At 58.9% G+C, this 15,429-nt stretch carries 11 protein-coding genes; 1 reads left to right on the plus strand and 10 read right to left on the minus strand.

Translation table 11 applies throughout. The features are described 5' to 3' along the window. Window positions 1–29: 29 nt before the first annotated feature. The 10 genes from brnQ to sdhC form a co-directional block, all read right to left on the minus strand. Window positions 30–1,343: a branched-chain amino acid transport system II carrier protein gene (gene brnQ / locus ACTJK9_RS12740; RefSeq protein ID WP_039769790.1), complete on the minus strand. Its 1,314-nt coding sequence runs from the start codon at window positions 1,341–1,343 to the stop codon at window positions 30–32. A 328-nt stretch (window positions 1,344–1,671) separates the two neighbouring features. Next, the gene (sucD, locus tag ACTJK9_RS12745; RefSeq protein WP_011333119.1) at window positions 1,672–2,556 is read right to left on the minus strand and encodes a succinate--CoA ligase subunit alpha; all 885 of its coding nucleotides are present in this window, start codon (window positions 2,554–2,556) and stop codon (window positions 1,672–1,674) included. Continuing rightward, window positions 2,556–3,722 (minus strand): ADP-forming succinate--CoA ligase subunit beta, encoded by a 1,167-nt coding sequence (gene sucC / locus ACTJK9_RS12750; RefSeq protein ID WP_007959029.1) that lies wholly within the window; start codon window positions 3,720–3,722, stop codon window positions 2,556–2,558. Before sucC ends, sucD begins: the two co-directional genes overlap by 1 nt. 201 nt (window positions 3,723–3,923) lie before the next feature. Further along, window positions 3,924–5,360, minus strand: a complete 1,437-nt coding sequence (gene lpdA, locus ACTJK9_RS12755) for a dihydrolipoyl dehydrogenase (RefSeq protein ID WP_011333117.1) — start codon at window positions 5,358–5,360, stop codon at window positions 3,924–3,926. A gap of 97 nt (window positions 5,361–5,457) precedes the next feature. Next, a complete protein-coding gene (gene odhB, locus ACTJK9_RS12760; protein WP_039769789.1) occupies window positions 5,458–6,681 on the minus strand; it encodes a 2-oxoglutarate dehydrogenase complex dihydrolipoyllysine-residue succinyltransferase in 1,224 nt (407 codons plus the stop codon). Window positions 6,682–6,723: 42 nt separating this feature from the next. Further along, window positions 6,724–9,555, minus strand: a complete 2,832-nt coding sequence (locus tag ACTJK9_RS12765; protein WP_039769786.1) for a 2-oxoglutarate dehydrogenase E1 component — start codon at window positions 9,553–9,555, stop codon at window positions 6,724–6,726. A 253-nt stretch (window positions 9,556–9,808) separates the two neighbouring features. Then, window positions 9,809–10,513 carry a succinate dehydrogenase iron-sulfur subunit gene (locus tag ACTJK9_RS12770; RefSeq protein WP_007959035.1) on the minus strand — a complete coding sequence of 235 codons (705 nt, stop codon included), beginning with the start codon at window positions 10,511–10,513 and terminating at the stop codon, window positions 9,809–9,811. A gap of 11 nt (window positions 10,514–10,524) precedes the next feature. Then, window positions 10,525–12,297: a succinate dehydrogenase flavoprotein subunit gene (gene sdhA / locus ACTJK9_RS12775; protein WP_011333114.1), complete on the minus strand. Its 1,773-nt coding sequence runs from the start codon at window positions 12,295–12,297 to the stop codon at window positions 10,525–10,527. Between the two features lie 3 nt (window positions 12,298–12,300). Further along, window positions 12,301–12,669, minus strand: a complete 369-nt coding sequence (gene sdhD / locus ACTJK9_RS12780) for a succinate dehydrogenase, hydrophobic membrane anchor protein (RefSeq protein ID WP_007977503.1) — start codon at window positions 12,667–12,669, stop codon at window positions 12,301–12,303. Continuing rightward, window positions 12,663–13,037, minus strand: coding sequence for a succinate dehydrogenase, cytochrome b556 subunit (sdhC, locus tag ACTJK9_RS12785; protein WP_011333113.1), 375 nt, complete (start codon window positions 13,035–13,037; stop codon window positions 12,663–12,665). Before sdhC ends, sdhD begins: the two co-directional genes overlap by 7 nt. Window positions 13,038–13,401: 364 nt before the next feature. On the opposite strand from sdhC, the gene gltA reads away from it, so the two are divergent. Further along, window positions 13,402–14,691 (plus strand): citrate synthase, encoded by a 1,290-nt coding sequence (gltA, locus tag ACTJK9_RS12790; RefSeq protein WP_007959044.1) that lies wholly within the window; start codon window positions 13,402–13,404, stop codon window positions 14,689–14,691. Window positions 14,692–15,429 lie beyond the last annotated feature (738 nt).

Here is a 15,429-nt window from a genome sequence, read left to right on the forward strand (position 1 = left end):
CGGCAGCCGCTTGTGGCGACCCGGCAATCTTAAGCGAGTGCTTCGGCGCGCTTGCCCAGCAGGCGGTCGCAAACCACGGCAACCACCAGGGTCATCACGCACGGCACCAGCCACGCCAGACCTTGCTCGCTCAGCGGCAGGTGGGCCAGTTGCGATGGCATCCAGTCAGCCAGACCGGCGCCTTTCAGGGCATCGATGGTACCGAACACAAACGACACCAACATTACCGGGCCCATGATGCGGCTCTGTTCATGCCAGAACGCCGCACAGAAGCTCAGGGCCACCAGCACGATGCACGGCGGGTAGATCGCGGTCAGTACCGGGATCGAGAACGCGATCAGCTTGGTCAGGCCCAGGTTGGACACCAACAGCGAGAACGCCGCCAGGATGATCACCAGGGTCTTGTACGACAGCGGCAGTACGCGGCTGAAGTATTCGGCACAGGCGCAGGTCAGGCCAACCGCCGTCACCAGGCACGCCAGGGAGATCAGCACGGCAAGGAAGCCACTGCCCAGCGAACCGAAGGTGTGTTGCACGTAGGCGTGCAGCACCGCCGCGCCGTTGGTCGCGCCCGCCGCCACTTCATGGCTGCCGGAACCCAGACGGAACAGGCTGACATACACCAGCGCCAGACCGACACCGGCAATCAGCCCGGCGATGATCGCGTAACGGGTGATCAGCGCCGGCGACTCGACGCCACGGGAGCGGATCGCGTTGACGATGACGATGCCGAACACCAGCGCGCCGAGGGTATCCATGGTCAGATAACCATTGATGAAGCCCTGGGAGAACGGTGCCGCAACGTATTCCGGAGTGGCCACGCCGATATCACCAGCCGGCAGTGCGAATGCGGCGATGCCGAGCACGGCCAGGGCGATGATTTTCAGCGGCGCGAGGAAGCGACCGACAGTGTCCAGCAGACGCCCAGGGTAGAGCGAAATGAAGAACACCAGCAGGAAGTACACCGAACTGTAGAGGAACAGTGCCAGCGGGCTCTCGCCGGTCAGCGGCGCCAGACCTACTTCAAAGGAGACGGTCGCGGTTCGCGGGGTGGCGAACAATGGGCCGACGGCCAGGTAGCAAGCCGCTGCCAGCACGCCACCAGCGATTTTGCCGATCGGGCTGCTCAGGGCATCCATTGCGCCACCGACCTTGGCCAGTGCGACCACGGTGACCACCGGCAGACCGACCGCCGTGATCAGAAAGCCCAGCGCCGCAATCCAGACGTTAGGCCCGGACTGCAAACCGACGATAGGCGGGAAGATGATGTTGCCGGCCCCGACGAACAGGGCGAATGTCATAAAGCCAAGTGCCAGGATGTCCTGACCTTTCAAAACTTTCATTAAGGAAATACCACACTACTGAATCGGAATTTAGAGGGGGATTTCCCTGTGGGGTTAGGGAAATGCTGTCAATCCGTATAAGACTGACCCGTTTAGCGCGTTGCATGCCTTGTGGGCGGCAGACGCAAAATGGCGGCTAGCCTAACGAATTTGCCCGACAAACGCACTGTTAGAGGGCGAACTATCCGATACGCGACGTTTCTGTGTCGCGTTTTTGCATGTTATTGGATGAGTGCTTATAAATTGCCATCGTCCACCCGAACGCCAGAAACGACAAAGGCCACCCGAAGGTGGCCTTTGTTGCTGTAGCAGAGAAGTCAGCCGAAGCTTACTTCTTCACTTCCCAGCCAGTCAGCTCGGCCAGGGCCTTGCCGATGTCTGCCAGCGAACGCACGGTTTTCACGCCTGCGTCTTGCAGAGCAGCGAATTTCTCGTCTGCAGTGCCTTTGCCGCCGGAGATGATTGCGCCAGCATGGCCCATGCGCTTGCCCGGAGGAGCAGTCACACCAGCGATGTAGGAAACAACCGGCTTGGTCACGTTAGCCTTGATGTAGGCAGCCGCTTCTTCTTCAGCCGAACCGCCGATCTCGCCGATCATGACGATCGCTTCGGTCTTCGGGTCTTCCTGGAACAGCTTCAGGATGTCGATGAAGTTCGAACCCGGGATCGGGTCACCACCGATGCCGACGCAAGTCGACTGACCGAAACCGGCGTCAGTAGTCTGCTTCACAGCTTCGTAGGTCAGGGTGCCGGAACGGGAAACGATACCGACCTTGCCTGGCAAGTGAATGTGACCTGGCATGATGCCGATCTTGCATTCGCCTGGGGTGATCACGCCTGGGCAGTTAGGGCCGATCAGGGTAACACCCAGCTCGTCGCACTTAACTTTGGCGTCCAGCATGTCCAGGGTAGGAATGCCTTCGGTGATGCAGACGATCAGCTTGATGCCGCCGAAAGCTGCTTCCAGGATCGAGTCCTTGCAGAAAGGAGCCGGAACGTAGATCACGCTGGCGGTGGCGCCAGTGGCTTCTACAGCTTCTTTCACGGTGTTGAACACAGGCAGGTTCAGGTGAGTGGTGCCACCTTTGCCTGGCGTCACGCCGCCAACCATTTTGGTGCCGTAGGCAATGGCTTGTTCGGAGTGGAAAGTACCCTGCGCACCGGTGAAGCCCTGGCAGATTACTTTGGTGTCTTTATTGATCAGGACGCTCATTACTTGCCCTCCGCAGCTTTAACGACTTGTTGAGCAGCGTCGGTCAGGCTGGTAGCAGCGATGATGTTCAAACCGCTTTCTGCCAGTACTTTAGCGCCCAGTTCAGCGTTGTTGCCTTCAAGACGAACAACAACCGGGATTTTCACGCCGACTTCTTTCACTGCACCGATGATGCCTTCGGCAATCATGTCGCAACGAACGATGCCGCCGAAGATGTTAACCAGTACTGCAGCGACATTGCTGTCGGACAGAATGATTTTGAAAGCTTCGGTTACGCGTTCTTTGGTAGCACCACCACCTACGTCGAGGAAGTTGGCTGGCTTGCCGCCGTGCAGGTTGACGATGTCCATGGTACCCATGGCCAGGCCGGCACCGTTCACCATGCAGCCGATGTTGCCTTCCAGCGCTACGTAGTTCAGTTCGAACTTGGCAGCGTGCGCTTCGCGCGGATCGTCCTGCGACGGATCGTGGAAAGTCTTCAGCTTGGGCTGGCGGTACATTGCGTTGGCGTCGATGTTGATCTTGGCATCCAGGCAGTGCAGATCGCCGTCAGCCTTGATCACCAGCGGGTTCACTTCCAGCAGAGCCAGGTCGTGATCCTTGAACAGCTTGGCCAGACCTACGAAGATCTTGGCGAACTGAGCAACCTGCTTGCCTTCCAGACCCAGCTGGAATGCCAGCTCGCGACCCTGGAATGGCTGAGCGCCGACCAGTGGATCGATGGTGGCTTTCAGAATTTTTTCTGGAGTGTCGTGAGCGATTTTCTCGATGTCCACGCCACCTTCGGTGGAAGCCATGAACACGATGCGACGGCTCGAACGGTCAACGACAGCGCCCAGGTACAGCTCTTTAGCGATATCAGTGCACGATTCAACCAGGATCTTGGTGACTGGCTGGCCGTTGGCGTCAGTCTGGTAAGTCACCAGACGCTTGCCCAGCCACTGCTGTGCGAAGGCTTTGGCGTCTTCTTTGCTGCGAACCAGCTTGACGCCGCCCGCTTTACCGCGACCACCGGCGTGAACCTGGGCTTTGACAACCCACTCGTTGCCGCCGATTTTGTCGCAAGCTTCTGCTGCTGCTTCCGGGGTGTCTACTGCGAAACCAGTGGAAACTGGCAGGCCGTATTCAGCGAACAGCTGCTTACCCTGATACTCGTGAAGATTCATGCTTTTTACCGTCTTCGTTAGGTACTGCGCATTCGGCGCTGCGCTCTTTATGAGTGCCGCGCCACCTGTGACTGCTGCTTGCGTAGCCTTGCCGGATACCCGGTGCAGCTACGCAAGGCTGCGTCCAGCGGACATTCCGCGGTGAGTCTTGCACGCAAGGCTCACGACGGGCCGTACCGCCGTGGTTTCTTATTGTGTGTCTTAACGCTTCTTGCGGTTGGCAATGTGGATGGCGCCGCCATTCACTGCCAAAGCTGCTTCGTGCAAGGCTTCAGACAGGGTCGGATGGGAGAAAACCATCATGCCCAGGTCTTCAGCGCTGGTGCCGAATTCCATACCGATCGCGCCCTGCTGAACCAGTTCTGCAGCGCTCGGGCCAATCACGTGCACGCCCAATACGCGGTCAGTCTTGGCATCGGCGATGACCTTGACGAAACCACCGGTATCGTTGGCGGCCATGGCACGGCCGGATGCAGCGAACGGGAAGGTGCCGACGTTAACTTCAACGCCTTCAGCTTTCAAGGCCTGCTCGGTTTTACCGACCCATGCGATTTCCGGGTGAGTATAAATAACCGAAGGGATCAGGTCATAGTTCATCTGGGCCTTGTGGCCCTTGATGCGCTCGACAACCATGATGCCCTCTTCCGAGGCCTTGTGAGCCAGCATCATGCCGCGAACCACGTCACCGATGGCGTAAACGCCCGGTACGGTGGTGGCACAGTGATCGTCAACGTGCACGAAACCGCGCTCGTCCAGGGTCACGCCGCTGTCGGCAGCCAGCAGATCAGTGGTCACCGGACGGCGACCAACGGCTACGATCAGCTTGTCGAAAGTGATGGTCTGTTCGCCGTTGGCGTCGGTGTAGTTCACAACGACTTCGTCGCCGTTCACTTTCGAGCCGGTTACGCGAGCGCCCAGTTTGATGTCCAGACCCTGTTTGGTCAGGGTTTTCAGCGCTTCCTTGGAAACAGCGGTGTCCGCTGCCATCAGGAAGGTGTCCAGGGCTTCCAGGACAGTCACTTCCGCACCCAGACGCGACCAGACCGAACCCAGTTCCAGACCGATCACGCCAGCGCCGATCACACCCAGACGCTTAGGTACGGATTGGAATTCCAGAGCGCCGGTCGAATCGACGATGACTTTCTGATCGACCGGAGCCGGTGGAATGTCGATCGGACGCGAGCCAGGAGCCAGAATGACGTTTTCGGCTTCGATGACTTCAACCGAGCCGTCCGGCTTGGTGACTTCGACTTTCTTGCCGGCCAGCAGTTTGCCGTGGCCCTGGATCGAAGTGACGCCGTTGGCCTTGAACAGAGTGGCAACACCACCGGTCAGGTTCTTGACGATGCCAGCCTTGCGGCCAACCATCGCAGCGACGTCCATTTTGACTTCGCCGGTCGAGATACCGTGGACGTTGAAGCTTTCTTTCGCTTCCTTGTATTTCCAGGAGCTGTCCAGCAGCGCCTTGGAAGGAATGCAGCCTACGTTCAGGCAGGTGCCGCCCAGGGCTTGCTTGCCTTCAGCATCGGTGTACTTCTCGATGCAGGCAGTGCTCAGGCCGAGTTGGGCGGCCTTGATAGCTGCCACGTAGCCGCCAGGGCCCGCACCGATCACTACTACGTCAAATTTCTGCGACATTCAAAAAATCCTCTTTAGCGAAAAGCTTCAAGCCGCGCGCTGCAAGCCAGGCTGCGTTTTCCCGCAGCTTGAAGCTTGCAGCGCGTGACTGCTTCTATCAGATATCCAGCAACAGACGAGCCGGATCTTCCAGCAGGTTCTTGATGGTCACCAGGAAGGTTACAGCTTCTTTGCCATCGATCAGACGGTGATCGTAGGACAGTGCCAAGTACATCATCGGACGGATCACGACCTGACCGTTGATGGCCATTGGACGCTGGATGATGTTGTGCATGCCCAGAATCGCTGCCTGCGGCGGGTTGACGATCGGGGTCGACATCATCGAACCGAAGGTACCACCGTTGGTGATGGTGAAGGTGCCGCCGGTCATTTCGTCCATCGACAGTTTGCCGTCACGGGCTTTCTTGCCGAAGGTGGCGATGCCGCCTTCGATTTCAGCCAGGCTCATGTGTTCGGCGTTACGCAGAACCGGAACTACCAGGCCACGGTCGCTGGAAACAGCGACACCGATGTCGGCATAACCGTGGTAAACGATGTCGTTGCCGTCGATCGAAGCGTTGACCGCCGGGAAGCGTTTCAGCGCTTCGGTGGCAGCCTTGACGAAGAACGACATGAAGCCCAGGCGTACGCCGTTGTGGGACTTCTCGAACAGGTCCTTGTACTTCGAACGCAGGGCCATGACTTCGGTCATGTCGACTTCGTTGAAAGTGGTCAGCATCGCCATGTTCGATTGAGCTTCAACCAGACGCTTGGCAACGGTGGCACGAACGCGGGTCATCGGAACGCGCTTTTCGATGCGGTCGCCAGCGGCGAACACAGGAGCGGCGGCGGCCGGAGCAGCAGCCTTGGCAGGCGCGGCAGCCGGAGCGGCTTTCTTGGCAGCAACGGCTGCAACCACGTCTTCCTTGGTCACGCGACCGCCTTTGCCGGTGCCGGCAACGGACGCGATGTTGATGCCGTTCTCTTCAGCCAGCTTGCGCGCGGCAGGAGCAGCGATCGGGTCGTCTTCGCCATCAGCGGCAGCAGGTGCAGCGGCAGCAGCGGCCGGAGCAGCGGCGGCAGCCGGAGCGGCGGCAGCAGCGCCGCCTTCAACGATGGAGCCCAGGACTTCGTCGGACAGGACGGTGTCGCCCTCGCCCTTGACGATTGCGCCCAGCACGCCGTCGGCGGTAGCCAGCACTTCCAGTACGACTTTGTCGGTTTCGATGTCGACGATCAGTTCGTCACGCTTGACGGCGTCGCCCGGTTGTTTGTGCCAGGTGGCAACGGTGCCATCGGCAACCGATTCCGGGAAAGTGGGGGCTTTGATCTCGATAGCCATTATCTGTGGTTCCTTAAATTCGGTTTCAGGTGCGCGAAGGCGTTAAACGGTAAACGCGTCTTGCAGCAGTTGTTCCTGCTGCTCGGCGTGCATCGATGCGTAACCACATGCTGGTGCAGCAGAAGCCTCACGGCCCGCGTACTCGAGTACGAGAGATTTGTTGAGGTTGCTGATGCTGCGACGCAGGTGGTGCTGGCTGCAGTACCAGGCGCCCTGGTTCATCGGCTCTTCCTGACACCACACGGCCGCTTTGGCATTGGTGTAAGGAGCCAGGACTTCTTTCAAGTCGTCCTCAGGGAATGGGTACAGCTGCTCGATACGCACGATGGCGATATCTTCGCGGCCTTCGGCACGACGTTTTTCCAGCAGGTCGTAGTAGACCTTGCCGCTGCACAGAACAACGCGCTCGACCTTTTTCGGGTCCAGGGCATCGATTTCCGGGATAACGGTCTGGAACGAACCTTCGGCCAGATCTTCCAGGGTCGAGATGGCCAGTTTGTGGCGCAGCAGCGACTTTGGAGTCAGAACAACCAATGGCTTGCGCAGCGGGCGAATCACCTGACGACGCAGCAAGTGGTAGATCTGGGCCGGAGTGGTCGGCATGCACACCTGAATGTTGTGCTCGGCGCACAGCTGCAGGTAACGCTCAAGACGTGCCGAGCTGTGCTCAGGGCCTTGGCCTTCGTAACCGTGTGGCAGCAGCATGGTCAGACCGCAGAGACGGCCCCACTTGTGCTCGCCGCTGGTGATGAACTGGTCGATAACAACCTGCGCACCGTTGGCGAAGTCGCCGAACTGGGCTTCCCAGATCACCAGCGCGTTTGGCGTGGTGGTCGAGTAGCCGTATTCGAACGCCAGTACGGCTTCTTCCGACAGGAACGAATCGTACAGGTCGAAGCGTGGCTGACCTTCATACAGATGCTTGAGCGGAATGTAGGTACCGGCATCTTTCTGGTTGTGCAGCACAGCGTGACGGTGCGAGAACGTACCGCGGCCGATGTCCTGGCCAGTCATGCGGATCGGGTGACCTTCGAACGCCAGGGTCGCGTACGCCATGGTTTCGGCGTAACCCCAGTTGATCGGCAGGCCGCCGGCTTGCATCTTCTGACGGTCTTCGTAGATCTTCGCAACCTGACGCTGAACCACGAAGCCTTCCGGAATTTCCAGCAGCTTGGCGGACAGTTCCTGCAGGGTCTTGAGGTCGAAGCGAGTGTCGTGACGCGCAGTCCAGGCGTGGCCCAGATACGGACGCCAGTCCACGAACAGCTCTTTGTTCGGCTCTTTGACCAGCGATTTCACGACGTGCAGACCGTTGTCCAGCGCGTTGCGGTATTCGTCGACTTTCGCCTGAACACGCTCGGCGTCCAGCACACCGGCCTGGGTCAGACGATCAGCGTACAGCTCACGGGTGGTGCGCTGCTTGGTGATCTGCTGATACATCAGAGGCTGGGTGCCGCTTGGCTCGTCGGCCTCGTTGTGGCCGCGACGACGGTAGCAGACCAGGTCGATCACCACGTCACGCTTGAACTGCATGCGGTAGTCGATGGCCAGCTGGGTTACGAACAATACGGCTTCCGGATCATCACCATTCACATGGAGGATCGGCGCCTGGATCATTTTCGCGACGTCGGTGGCGTACTCGGTGGAACGCGAGTCCAGCGGGTTGCTGATGGTGAAACCGACCTGGTTGTTGATCACGATGTGCACGGTACCGCCGGTCTTGAAACCGCGGGTCTGCGACATCTGGAAGGTTTCCATGACCACGCCCTGACCTGCGAATGCAGCATCACCGTGGATGGAGATCGGCAGAACCTTCTCACCGGTCGAATCGTTGCGACGGTCCTGACGGGCGCGAACCGAACCCTCGACCACCGGGGAAACGATTTCCAGGTGGGACGGGTTGAACGCCATGGCCAGGTGAACTTCACCGCCGGTGGTCATTACGTTGGACGAGAAGCCCTGGTGGTATTTGACGTCACCGGAACCCAGCTCGACCTTCTTCTTGCCTTCGAACTCGTCGAACAGCTCGCGCGGGTTCTTGCCGAAGGTGTTGACCAGTACGTTCAGACGGCCACGGTGGGCCATGCCGATGACGACTTCCTTGGTGCCGTAGGAACCGGAACGCTGGATCAGTTCGTCGAGCATCGGAATCAGGCTTTCGCCGCCTTCCAGACCGAAACGCTTGGTGCCCGGGTACTTGGTGCCCAGGTATTTTTCCAGGCCTTCACCGGCCGTCACGCGCTCGAGCAGGTGGCTCTTGATGTCCGCGGAGTATTCCGGACGACCACGCACGCTTTCCAGACGCTGCTGGAACCACTGGCGCTGCTCGGAATCGGTGATGTGCGTAAATTCAGCGCCGATGGTGCGGCAATATGTCTGCTGCAACGCTTCGTGAATTTCGCGTAGGCTCGCTTCCTCTTTGCCGATGAACAGGTCGCCGGCACGGAAGGTCGTATCAAGATCGGCATTGGTCAAGCCGTAGTGATTGATCGACAGGTCTGCAGGTGCAGGACGCTGCCACAGCCCCAGCGGGTCAAGCTGGGCTGCCTGGTGGCCACGCATACGGTAGGCCTGGATCAATCGCAGCACTTCAACCTGCTTTTTCTCGTGCTCACTGCTCACGCTGCCGGCGGAAACCGGTTGGGCGCGGCGCTGGTTCTTTGCCAGCAGCACGAAATGATCGCGAATTGTGGAGTGCGAAACATCGGTGGCAGAGCTGCCGTCGGCAGGCAGCTTCTGAAAGTAGGTGCGCCACTCTTCTGGCACAGCGTTAGGGTCGTGCAGGTAGAGCTCGTAGAGCTCTTCCACATAGGCAGCGTTTCCACCTGAAAGGTAGGCGCTGTTCCACATGCGCTGCATCACGCTTTCTTGCATGCTTGGTCACCCTCGGTTAGGGGAACACCATCGGTGCCGACACCGAGCAAGCTTGCAGAAGTCCGAATGCAGCGACCAAAACAAGCCACTTAGGATCACACTGATAGTCCGGGTACCAGCCCGGATGCCCCTGCTTGTCTCATTTCTTCAAAATAAGAGCCGCAGCTTATGGCTGCTGCTCTGGTTATAGCCATGGCGCGGGTTGAAGCCCGCGCCTAAGCCCTCTGCGGTTACAGCGGTTACAGCAGCTGAATCACACGCCGCTTGAAAGCAGCATGTTACGGATGTGACCGATGGCCTTAGTCGGGTTCAGGCCTTTCGGACATACGTTGACGCAGTTCATGATGCCCCGGCAGCGGAAGACGCTGAACGGGTCATCGAGGGACGCCAGACGCTCGGACGTCTTGGTATCACGGCTGTCTGCCAGGAAGCGGTACGCTTGCAGCAGGGCAGCCGGACCCAGGAACTTGTCCGGGTTCCACCAGAAGGACGGGCAAGAGGTCGAGCAGCAGGCGCACAGGATGCACTCGTACAGACCGTCGAGCTTTTCACGCTCTTCAGGGGACTGCAGACGCTCGATGGCCGGAGCCGGCGTGTCGTTCTGCAGGAATGGCTTAACCTTCTCGTATTGCTTGTAGAAGATGCTCATATCGACAACCAGGTCACGGATAACCGGCAAACCTGGCAACGGACGAACGATCAGCTTGTTACCTTTGACGACAGCGGACAGCGGCGTGATGCACGCCAGGCCGTTCTTGCCGTTGATGTTCATGCCGTCGGAGCCGCAGACGCCTTCACGGCAGGAGCGACGATAGGAGAAACCTTCGTCCTGCTCTTTGATCAGGGCCAGCACGTCCAGCACCATCAGGTCTTTACCACCGGTATCAACCTGGAATTCCTGCATGAACGGCGCAGCGTCCTGATCAGGGTTGTAACGATAAACACTGACTTGCAACATGGCGGTCACCCTTAATAAGTCCGGACTTTAGGTTCGAAAGTCGGAACAGTCTTCGGCGAGAAGTTCACGGCACGCTTGGCGACGCGTTTCTCACCCGGGAAGTACAGGGTGTGGCACAGCCAGTTTTCGTCGTCACGGTCTTCGAAGTCTTCACGGGCGTGAGCGCCGCGGGACTCTTTACGTACTTCGGCAGCGATGGCGGTAGCTTCAGCCACTTCCAGCAGGTTTTGCAGTTCCAGCGCTTCGATACGTGCAGTGTTGAACGCCTGCGACTTGTCGTTGATCTTCACGTTGGCGATGCGCTTGCGCAGATCAGCCAGCTGGGCAATACCCTTCTGCATGTATTCGCCGGTACGGAATACACCGAAGTAGTTCTGCATGCAGCTTTGCAGCTCGCGACGCAGGGTAGCGACGTCTTCGCCGTCGGTACGGTTGTTCAGGGCGTTCAGACGTGCCAGGGCAGCTTCGATGTCGGCTTCGGTCGCGTCGTCGTATTCGATGCCGTCGGTCAGCGCCTTCTCCAGATGCAGGCCGGCAGCGCGGCCGAATACCACCAGGTCGAGCAGCGAGTTGCCGCCCAGACGGTTGGCACCGTGAACCGATACGCAAGCCACTTCACCTACTGCGAACAGACCAGGGATGATCTGATCCACGCCTTCGGCGTCCTGGGTGATCGCCTGGCCATGAATGTTGGTGGCCACGCCGCCCATCATGTAGTGGCAAGTCGGAACAACCGGAACCGGAGCAACCACCGGGTCAACGTGTGCGAAAGTCTTCGACAGTTCGCAGATGCCTGGCAGACGGCTGTGCAGCACTTCCTCGCCCAGGTGGTCGAGCTTGAGCATCACGTGGTCGCCATTCGGACCGCAACCGTTACCGGCGATGATCTCTTTAACCATCGAACGGGCAACCACGTCACGACCGGCCAGGTCTTTGGCGTTCGGAGCATAACGCTCCATGAAACGCTCGCCGTGCTTGTTGATCAGGTAACCACCTTCACCACGGCAACCTTCGGTAACCAGTACACCGGCGCCGGCGATGCCGGTCGGGTGGAACTGCCACATTTCGATGTCTTGTACCGGCACGCCAGCACGCAGAGCCATGCCGACGCCGTCACCGGTGTTGATCAGGGCGTTGGTGGTGGATGCATAGATACGACCTGCACCGCCGGTAGCCAGTACGGTGGCTTTCGCGCGGATATAGGTGGTTTCGCCGGTTTCGATGCAGATCGCGATCACACCGACGAATTCGCCTTCCTGGTTTTTCACCAGGTCGACAGCGTAGTACTCGTTCAGGAACGTGGTACCGGCTTTCAGGTTGCCCTGATAAAGGGTGTGCAGCAGCGCGTGACCGGTACGGTCGGAAGCGGCGCACGTACGGGCAGCCTGCCCGCCTTTACCGTAATCCTTCGACTGACCGCCGAACGGACGCTGGTAGATACGGCCTTGCTCGGTACGCGAGAACGGCAGACCCATGTGGTCCAGCTCGAAAACGGCAGCCGGGCCTTCCTGACACATGTATTCGATAGCGTCCTGGTCACCGATGTAGTCGGAACCCTTGACGGTATCGTACATGTGCCAGCGCCAGTCATCGTTCGGGTCGGCCGAAGCGATGGCGCAGGTGATCCCGCCCTGTGCGGACACAGTGTGCGAACGGGTCGGGAAAACCTTGGTGATCACGGCAGTCTTGTGACCGCCCTGTGCCAGTTGCAGCGCCGCGCGCATGCCGGCACCGCCGCCACCAATAATGATGGCGTCGAAAGAAATCGTTGGAATGTTAGCCATGAATCAGATACCCCAGAGAATCTGCACACCCCAGACGAAGTAAGCGAACATCGCGACGCCGCATACTGCCTGGAAAAGGAAACGTACTGCAGTCGCGGACTTGCCCAGCGCCATTGGCGTCAGGTAGTCGGTCGCGATGGTCCACATGCCGACCCAGGCGTGAGCGCCCAGGGCAACCAGTGCCAGCAGACTGAAGATACGCATTCCGTTGTGGGCGAACAGGCCGTGCCATTGGTCGTAGCCAATGCCCGGGTTCGCGGCGAGGTAGCCGATCAGGAATATGAAATAAGCCGCGAGAACGACCGCAGACACACGCTGTGCCATCCAGTCATAGAGGCCCGAACGCGAAAGGTTTGTAACGCTGGTTACCATATCCAAACTCCTGCCAGAACGATCAGCACCACGGAAACGGCGATGATCAGTTTCGAGCCCAGGCGGCCGCCTTCCAGCGTCTCACCGATGCCCATGTCCATGATCAAGTGGCGCACACCGGCAACCAGGTGATACAGAAGAGCGGACAGGAGGCCCCATGCTACGAACTTGGCCAGCGGGCTGGTCAAGCATGCCTTCACCTCGACATAACCTTCCTCGGAACCCAGGGATTTGCCCAATGCATAAAGCATGATGCCAAGGCCCAGGAAGAGGATGATGCCGGAAACACGGTGAAGAAACGACGTAACGCCGGTGATGGGGAGTTTGATGGTCCTTAGGTCTAGGTTTACAGGTCGTTGGCTTTTCACGGCTTTTTTTTCACACTGAAGAGCCCCTAACAATCAGGGCAAAGTTGTTGGGGAGTGCACTGGTCAGGTAACCACCACCCAGGGATGCGACCCCCAATGAAAGCAAGCCCAAAAGCCCTTGGCGGTCGGTCGCCGAGTATAGACAGTTAGGCTACTAATGACAACGCAATCGCCTACCCCCAATAGCGGATTGCACAAGTCGTATAAAAGGCGTAAATGGCAGGCAATTTCGAGGAAAAAGTACGGTTAAAGCCTTCTGGAGCAAGACTTTAGGCAAATTGACATTCGAATTTATCTCACTATAGTGGTGCGGGCCCTGCGTGGGGGGTCTGTCTGATGATTTCAAGCATAAATAGGAGGCCACATGGCTGACAAAAAAGCGCAGTTGATCATCGAGGGCGCAGCCCCCGTCGAGCTGCCCATTTTAACCGGCACCGTTGGTCCCGATGTTATCGATGTTCGGGGCCTGACGGCCACGGGCCGCTTCACTTTCGACCCCGGTTTCATGTCGACCGCTTCCTGCGAATCGAAGATCACCTATATCGACGGCGACAACGGCATCCTGCTGCACCGCGGCTACCCGATCGAACAGCTGGCTGAAAAGTCGGACTACCTGGAAACCTGCTACCTGCTGCTGAACGGCGAACTGCCGACCGCAGAACAGAAGGCCCAGTTCGTCGGCACCGTGAAGAACCACACCATGGTTCACGAGCAGCTGAAAACCTTCTTCAACGGCTTCCGCCGTGACGCCCACCCGATGGCCGTCATGTGCGGTGTAGTCGGCGCCCTCTCGGCCTTCTACCACGACTCCCTCGACATCAATAACCCGCAGCATCGCGAAATCTCCGCGATCCGCCTGGTTGCGAAGATGCCGACCCTGGCCGCGATGGTTTACAAGTACTCCATGGGCCAACCCATGATGTACCCGCGCAACGACCTGTCGTACGCGGAAAACTTCCTGCACATGATGTTCAACACCCCGTGCGAGATCAAACCGATCAGCCCGGTACTCGCCAAGGCCATGGACCGGATCTTCATCCTCCACGCCGACCACGAGCAGAACGCTTCGACCTCCACCGTGCGTCTGGCGGGCTCCTCGGGTGCCAACCCGTTCGCCTGTATCGCCGCCGGCATCGCCGCCCTGTGGGGCCCTGCCCACGGCGGTGCGAACGAAGCCGTGCTGACCATGCTCGATGAAATCGGCGATGTTTCGAACATCGACAAGTTCATCGCCAAGGCCAAGGACAAGAACGATCCGTTCAAGCTGATGGGCTTCGGTCACCGCGTCTACAAGAACCGCGACCCTCGCGCGACTGTCATGAAGCAGACCTGCGACGAAGTGTTGAAGGAACTGGGCATCCAGAACGATCCACAACTCGAACTGGCCATGCGCCTGGAAGAGATCGCCCTGACCGACCCGTACTTCATCGAACGCTCGCTGTACCCGAACGTCGACTTCTACTCGGGGATCATCCTCAAGGCGATCGGCATTCCGACCAGCATGTTCACTGTGATCTTCGCCCTGGCACGTACTGTCGGCTGGATCTCGCACTGGAAGGAAATGCTCTCCAGCCCGTACAAGATTGGCCGTCCGCGCCAGCTTTACACGGGTTACGAGTCGCGGGATATCACCAAGCTGGAAGACCGCAAATAAGAGCTGTCTTGCGATAGCGCCTTAAGTTGTAACGGGAACGGCCTCCATGTGAATGGGGGCCGTTTTTTTGTGGTTTTTTTATTGGGGGCATATCCGTTGCTTCGGGTGCTGCCGCTGGCGGTTTCGCTCTTACAGCGAGTCCCTTTTTCAAACGCCAAAAAGGAACCAAAAGGCTTGGCCCCCGGCGTACGGCACTTCGCCTAGGCTCAGTGTTCCCTCGCTACGGTGTCCATCAGGGGGCATCGCCTACGGTTCGCTTCGCTGCACCTCCTCTCGATGTATGCGGCTTCGCCGCACGGCGCTGCGCGCCTACCCCCTGATGGACACCTACGCTCGGCCTGCCGAAGGGGCAAAAAATCAAAAGCCAGAGCCAGAGCAAAAGCCAGATCAAGAGCCTTCCCTCACCCTAGCCCTCCCGAAACGTCGGACCGCCCGGAGGGAGAGGGAACTGAACGAGGTCTTTGGGAGAGCTACGCCGACGTGAAGTACCGAGTCGAACTCAAGCTTTGAAATACCCACCATTCGGCTCCCTCTCCTAGGGGAGAGGGCTGGGGTGGGTAAACCCACCACAAAACCAAAGCCAAACACGCCACGCCCCTCCCCACTCAAAACGATGAGCGTTAGCTCGAGTACCGCTTTTGATCGCAGGGCCCATCGGCAGGCTGAGTGGAGGGATTGATCCGGGGGTGGGAGCGCAGCGACCGTGCGGCGCAGCCGCATGCATCGAGAGGAGGTGCA

Source organism: Pseudomonas sp. 22082, assembly GCF_052046055.1.
GTDB lineage: Bacteria > Pseudomonadota > Gammaproteobacteria > Pseudomonadales > Pseudomonadaceae > Aquipseudomonas > Aquipseudomonas pharyngis.